This is a genomic window from Microbacterium sp. B19 (assembly GCF_000333395.1).
GTDB lineage: Bacteria > Actinomycetota > Actinomycetes > Actinomycetales > Microbacteriaceae > Microbacterium.
In genome coordinates, this window is record NZ_BADA01000331.1 from 1 (window position 1) to 5,783 (window position 5,783).

The window sequence follows — 5,783 nt, forward strand, 5'->3', positions numbered from 1 at the left end:
GTCTGGGACACGGGCACCTACTAGCTCGAGAAGTGGCGCGATGACGAGGTCATCGCGACCCTCACCGGTCGCCCCGACGGGCCGCTCGGGCGCGTGCGGCTCGCGCTCATCCGCACCGAGGGCTCCGGTGAGAAGTCGCAGTGGCTGCTGCACCGGATGAAGACGGATGCCGACGGCCGGCCGCAGGGCGAGGGGGCGGTCGTGGTCCCCCGCGCGGATTCGGCGCCGGCGGCCACCGCCGACCTCCGTCCGATGCTCGCCACTTCGTCCACGCCGGGCCTGGCGCGCGCCTCCGCCGAGCGCTGGGGCCGGGAGTGGGTGGAGATGAAGTGGGACGGCATCCGCGGGATCGGGATGTGGGACGGGGAGCGCCTTCGGCTGCGGTCACGCAACGGCAACGACCTCACGGCGACCTACCCCGAGCTCACGTCCGTCGATCTCGGTCTGGGCGCGGCTCCCGCGGTGATCGACGGGGAGATCGTCGCCCTCGACGCGCAGGGGCGGCCGAGCTTCCCGCTGCTGCAGAAACGGATGAACCTCGCACAGGCGCGCGACATCGCGCACGAGGCCGCCCGCACCCCCGTGCATCTGTACCTGTTCGACCTCCTCGAGGCGGACGGCCGCGACGTCACGGGACTTCCGCTCGAGGAACGCCGCGAGATCCTCGAGCGCCTCGCGGCGGACGCGGTGGCGGTCGTGGTGGTGCCGCCGGTGTTCGACGACGTCGAGGCGGCGCTCGCGGCGAGCGGACGGTTCGGCCTCGAGGGCATCGTCGTGAAGGACCCCGCGGCGCCCTACCGGCGCGGGCAGCGCTCGGACCGCTGGTTGAAGGTCAAGCACTCGCACACGCAGGAGGTCGTCATCGGCGGCATCCGTCCCGGCAAGGGCAACCGCTCGGGCACGATCGGGTCGCTGCTGGTCGGGGTGCCCACGGCCGATGGCCTGCAGTACGCCGGCCGCGTCGGTTCGGGCTTCGGCGAGCAGGCGCTCGCGCGCCTGTCCGCGCTGCTGGAGCCCCTTCGGACGGAAGCCGATCCCTTCGTCGGCGTCCCCGCGGCCGACGCCCGCGACGCGCTGTGGGTGCGCCCCGACCTCGTGGGCGAGGTGGAGTTCGCCGAGTTCACCCCCGGTGGCATCCTCCGCCAGGCGCGCTGGCGAGGGCTGCGGCCCGACAAGGATCCGGCCGAGGTCGCGCGCGAGGACTGAGCGTCAGGCGTGCTGCGCGTCGTGCTCGACGTGTCCGGCGGGTTCGAGCTGGAACGTCGAGTGCTCGACGTCGAAGTGGTCGGCGAGGCACGTCTGGAGGGATGCCAGGATCCGCGCGGCTCGGCCGTCCGTCAGGGCCGCCTCCTCCACGACGACGTGGGCGCTGAACACCGGCGCTCCGCGCGTGAGCTGCCACACGTGGACGTCGTGCACGTCGACGACACCGTCGGCCCCGCGCAGGTGCTCGCGGATCTCCGACACGTGCACGCCGGTCGGCGCCGACTCGGTGAGCACCGCCATGACCTCGCGCAGCAGACCGATGGCCCGCGGCACGATCATGACCCGCGATGAACAGCGAGGCGATGGCATCCGCCTGCACGAATCCGGTCGTGACGATCACGATCGCCGCGATGATGACCGCGGCGGAGCCGATGAGGTCGCCCAGAACCTCGAGGTACGCGCCGCGCACGTTGATGCTGCGCTTCTGCGCGCGGCCCAGCAGCCACATCGACACGGCGTTCGCGACGAGGCCGACGATGGCCACCACGAGCATCAGGCCGCCCTGCACCTCGGCCTCGGCCGGCGTGAGCAGCCGCTGCACGGCCTCGAACGCGACCCACAGGCTCAGCACGATGAGCACGATGCCGTTCACGAGCGCCCCGAGAACCTCGGCGCGCTGATACCCGAAGGTGCGGCGGTCATCGGCCGGACGCGCTGCGATCGCCGTCGCGATGAGCGCGACGACGAGGGCGGCGGCGTCGGTGAACATGTGCGCCGCATCGGCGAGCAGCGCGAGCGACCCGGTGAGGATCGCGCCCACGACCTGCACCACCATCACGGTCGCCGTGAGGCTCAGCGCGATCGCGAGCAGGCGTCGGTTCCCGGCATCGCGGATGCCACCGGCGGGTGCGTGATCGTGCATGGATCCAGGCTAGAGCCGGGCACCGACACCCCGAGGCGTTTAGGGCTAGTCGGGAATGAGAGCGGTTCTCGCTCTCGGGCGGCGGGCGTCAGGTGGGGATGACGCCGGTGAGCGCGAGCACCGGAATCAGGATGCCGAGGAGCATGAGGATGATCCCTCCGGCGCGATACCAGAGGACGACGGCCCACCTCGGAGCGAGCCGCTGCTGCAGCTTTCGTGATAGATCCGTGCGCGCGATGCTCGCGATATATCGATCGGCCAGACCGCGCGGACGAACCGTGAACACCGCACCGAGGGCGACCGCTCCGATCCCCCAGACGCAGACGAAGACGAGGGGCACGCTCGCACTCTAGGGGCGGAGCGCGGTGTTGCGCGACACTCGCGCGGCGGGCGTCAGAGGGTCTGCAGCAGAGGCACGAGGCTGCGGAACGCGCGGGCCCGGTGCGAGTGCGCGTTCTTCTCCTCCGCGGTCCACTCCCCGACCGTGCGCTCGGAAGCGGCATCCTGGCCGTCCGGGATGAAGATCGGGTCGTAGCCGAAGCCGCCCGGGCCGGCCGGCGCCGTCGCGAGGCGGCCGGGCCAGCGGCCCTCGACCGTGTCCTCGGTGCCGTCCGGGCGCACGAGCGCGATGACCGACACGAACTGCGCCGTGCGGTGCGGGTCGGCGACGTCGGAGAGCTGGTCGAGGAGCAGCTCGAGATTGGCCGTCGCATCCTTCTTGTGCCCGGCCCAGTAGGCCGAGAACACGCCGGGCGATCCGCCCAGCACGTCCACCGCGACACCCGAGTCGTCGGCCAGCGCCGGCAGGCCCGTGTGCGCGGCGGCGGCGCGCGCCTTGATGAGCGCGTTGGCGGCGAACGTCACGCCGTCCTCGACCGGCTCGGGGCCGTCGTACCCGACGACCTCGAGGTCGGGGCGGGTCGCCGCGACGATCGCCTGGAACTCCTCGACCTTGTGCGGGTTGTGCGTGGCCAGAACGACGCGGGCCATGTCAGGCGTTCAGGGCCGCGGTCTGCAGGTCGCGCAGCTGCGCGCACCCGTTGACGCCCAGCTCGAGCAGCTGGTCGAGCTCGCGCTTGTCGAACGGCGCGCCCTCGGCGGTGCCCTGCACCTCGACGAACAGGCCGCGACCGGTGACGACGACGTTCATGTCGGTCTCGGCGCGCACGTCCTCGACGTACGCGAGGTCCAGCATCGGGGTGCCGTCGATGATGCCGACCGACACGGCCGACACCGAGTCGACGAGAACCTCGGAGCGCTGCGCGATGAACTTCTTCTCGCGGCCCCAGGCAATGGCATCCGCGAGGGCGACGTACGCGCCCGTGATCGCCGCGGTGCGCGTCCCGCCGTCGGCCTGCAGCACGTCGCAGTCGATGACGATGGTGTTCTCGCCCAGCGCCTTGGTGTCGACGACGGCGCGCAGCGCGCGGCCGATCAGCCGCGAGATCTCGTGCGTACGACCGCCGACCTTGCCCTTGATGCTCTCGCGGTCGTTGCGGCTGTTCGTCGCGCGCGGCAGCATCGCGTACTCCGCGGTGACCCAGCCCTTGCCCTTGCCGGTGAGCCAGCGCGGCACGCCGTTCGTGAACGACGCGGTGCACAGCACCTTCGTGCCGCCGAACGTGATGAGCGCCGAGCCCTCGGCGTGCGCGGACCAGCCTCGCTCGATCGTCACGGGACGCAGCTGGTCGTCGGTGCGGCCGTCTTTGCGGGTCATGGGAGTCCTCCAGGGAAAGGGATGGATGCCACGCCTCAGCGCGGCAGGTCGATGGCGCCGGTCTGCACCAGCTGCACGTCACGGATCTCGCGACCCATCAGGCGATGCGCGAGGCGCACGAATTCGTCGGCGGACGCACCCGTGGCTTCGTAGCGGTGGGTGGTGATGGCATCCGGTCCCGCGAGCAGGTCGCCGGACACGAGCTGCCGGTACACGTCTTTCGCGGTCTCGCTGTCGCTGGAGACGAGGCTCACCTCGGGCCCCATCACGTAGCTGATGGCGCCCTCGAGGAACGGATAGTGGGTGCAGCCGAGGACCAGCGTGTCGACACCGGCACGGCGGAGCGGCGCGAGGTACTCCTCCGCGACCGCGAGCACCTCGGGCGAATCGGTGACCCCCGCCTCGACGAACTCCACGAACCGCGGCGCCGCCTCGGCGAAGACCGTGAGGCGCTCGTTGACCTCGAGCATGTCCTGGTAAGCGCGCGAACCGATCGTGCCGACGGTGCCGATCACGCCGATGCGGCCGTTGCGGGTCGTCGACATCGCGGTGCGGACGGCGGGTCCGATGACCTCGACGACCGGGACGTCGTAACGCTCGCGCGCGTCGCGGAGCATGGCGGCGGATGCCGTGTTGCACGCGATCACGAGCATCTTCACGCCCTGCTCGACCAGCGTGTCGAGCACCTCGAGCGCGTACCGCCGCACATCGGCGATCGGCTTCGGCCCGTAGGGCGAGCGGGCGGTGTCGCCGATGTAGAGGATCGACTCCCGCGGCAGCTGCGCCGAGACCGCGCGGGCGACGGTGAGACCACCGACTCCCGAGTCGAAGATGCCGATCGGCGCGTCGTTCATAGGCATCCAGCCTACCCGGCGGCCGTGGAGCTGCCGCGAGGGACGGCTCCGCGTGCCGGGCTCCGGAGAATCTCGGCGGTCCGCGGATCAGCCTCGGCATTGGCATCCGTCTCGAGCGAAAAGTCCGGAGTCCGGCACGGCGGCCGTCCGTGTCAAGCGGGATGCCGGGCCCAGGGAAGGCCGCGCGACCGGAATAGGCTGACGGGATGACCCGCAGTACGGCCCTGCACACCGATCGCTACGAACTCACGATGCTCGACGCGGGCCTCCGCGACGGCACGGCGCAGCGGCGCTGCGTCTTCGAGGTCTTCGGTCGACGCCTGTCCGGCGGGCGGCGGTTCGGTGTCGTCGCGGGCACGGGACGCCTGCTCGACGCGATCCGCGACTTCCGCTTCGGCGACGACGAACTGCGCTATCTCCGCGACAACCGGATCGTGGATGCCACGACCCTCGACTTCCTCGAGGGGTACCGCTTCACGGGTTCGATCACGGGCTACCGCGAGGGCGAGATCTACTTCCCCGGTTCTCCGCTGCTGACCATCGAGGGGACGTTCGCCGAGGCCGTCATCCTCGAGACGCTCGCCCTGAGCGTGCTGAACTTCGACTCCGCGGTCGCAACCGCGGCCGCGCGGATGAGCGTCGCCGCGGGCGACCGGCCGCTCGCCGAGATGGGCTCGCGCCGCGCCGGTGAGGAATCGGCCGTCGCGGCGGCTCGCGCCGCCTACATCGCCGGGTTCTCCGCGACGAGCAACCTCGAGGCCGGCCGCCGCTGGGGTGTGCCGACCATGGGCACCGCCGCACACGCCTGGACCCTGCTGCACGACAGCGAGGAGGACGCGTTCCGCTCGCAGATCGCCGCCGTCGGCACCGACACGACGCTGCTGATCGACACGTACGACATCCCCGAGGGCGTGCGCACCGCGGTACGCGTCGCGGGCACCGAGCTCGGCGGCGTGCGCATCGACTCGGGCGACCTCCCGATCGTGGCCGGCGAGGTGCGCGCGCTCCTCGACGAACTCGGCGCCACCGGCACGCGGATCACCGTCACGAGCGACCTCGACGAGTACGCGATCGCCGCCCTCGC

Annotated in this window: 6 protein-coding genes and 1 pseudogene; 2 read left to right on the plus strand and 5 right to left on the minus strand. The window is 71.5% G+C overall.

Features of this window, described 5'->3' with window-relative positions; genetic code table 11:
- Window positions 1-93 precede the first annotated feature (93 nt).
- Window positions 94-1,206 (plus strand): non-homologous end-joining DNA ligase, encoded by a 1,113-nt coding sequence (ligD, locus tag I5G_RS22160; RefSeq protein ID WP_051038772.1) that lies wholly within the window; start codon window positions 94-96, stop codon window positions 1,204-1,206.
- 3 nt (window positions 1,207-1,209) lie between these two features.
- Here ligD and I5G_RS22165 read toward each other — a convergent pair.
- The 5 genes and pseudogenes from I5G_RS22165 to murI form a co-directional block, all read right to left on the minus strand.
- Window positions 1,210-2,128 (minus strand): annotated as a pseudogene (locus I5G_RS22165) (cation diffusion facilitator family transporter).
- Window positions 2,129-2,216: 88 nt separating this feature from the next.
- Window positions 2,217-2,468: a hypothetical protein gene (locus I5G_RS11930; protein WP_022879260.1), complete on the minus strand. Its 252-nt coding sequence runs from the start codon at window positions 2,466-2,468 to the stop codon at window positions 2,217-2,219.
- Between the two features lie 53 nt (window positions 2,469-2,521).
- Window positions 2,522-3,118, minus strand: a complete 597-nt coding sequence (gene rdgB, locus I5G_RS11935; RefSeq protein WP_022879261.1) for an RdgB/HAM1 family non-canonical purine NTP pyrophosphatase — start codon at window positions 3,116-3,118, stop codon at window positions 2,522-2,524.
- Window position 3,119: 1 nt separating this feature from the next.
- A complete protein-coding gene (rph, locus tag I5G_RS11940; RefSeq protein ID WP_022879262.1) occupies window positions 3,120-3,845 on the minus strand; it encodes a ribonuclease PH in 726 nt (241 codons plus the stop codon).
- Window positions 3,846-3,880: 35 nt separating this feature from the next.
- Window positions 3,881-4,699 carry a glutamate racemase gene (murI, locus tag I5G_RS11945; protein ID WP_022879263.1) on the minus strand — a complete coding sequence of 273 codons (819 nt, stop codon included), beginning with the start codon at window positions 4,697-4,699 and terminating at the stop codon, window positions 3,881-3,883.
- Between the two features lie 206 nt (window positions 4,700-4,905).
- Here murI and pncB point away from each other — a divergent pair.
- Window positions 4,906-5,783 (plus strand): nicotinate phosphoribosyltransferase (gene pncB, locus I5G_RS11950; protein ID WP_022879264.1); only part of this gene is annotated, 878 nt, incomplete at its 3' end.